The sequence below is a fragment of the Paenarthrobacter aurescens genome (assembly GCF_025421775.1).
Lineage (GTDB): Bacteria > Actinomycetota > Actinomycetes > Actinomycetales > Micrococcaceae > Arthrobacter > Arthrobacter aurescens_B.
In genome coordinates this window covers 1-270 of the sequence record NZ_JAOEFX010000287.1, presented here as the reverse complement: position 1 = coordinate 270, position 270 = coordinate 1, and the positions used below count along the sequence as shown (strand labels likewise).

Here is a 270-nt window from a genome sequence, read left to right as displayed (position 1 = left end):
AATTTACCAATTAGAGGACTCATAATGGACATGAGCAACCTGCTTCTGGATTTTAGAATAACTTCACATTGTAATCTCGGATGTGATCTGTGCTTCCGTAACCCTGGTATCAAGGACTCCTCTCTCTCCAATGCGCTTAATATCATTGAACGTATGTATAATATGGGGTTCCGTCGCATAGGTTTCACAGGTGGTGAACCGACGTCCAGAGCGGATTACATTCATTTTATAGAACATGCAAAACAGATGGGTTTTATGACCTATCTTTCT

At 40.7% G+C, this 270-nt stretch carries 1 protein-coding gene; it reads left to right on the top strand.

Annotated features, from left to right (window positions below):
* Nucleotides 1-30: 30 nt before the first annotated feature.
* Nucleotides 31-270 (top strand): radical SAM protein (locus N7568_RS23655; RefSeq protein WP_261612139.1); only part of this gene is annotated, 240 nt, incomplete at its 3' end.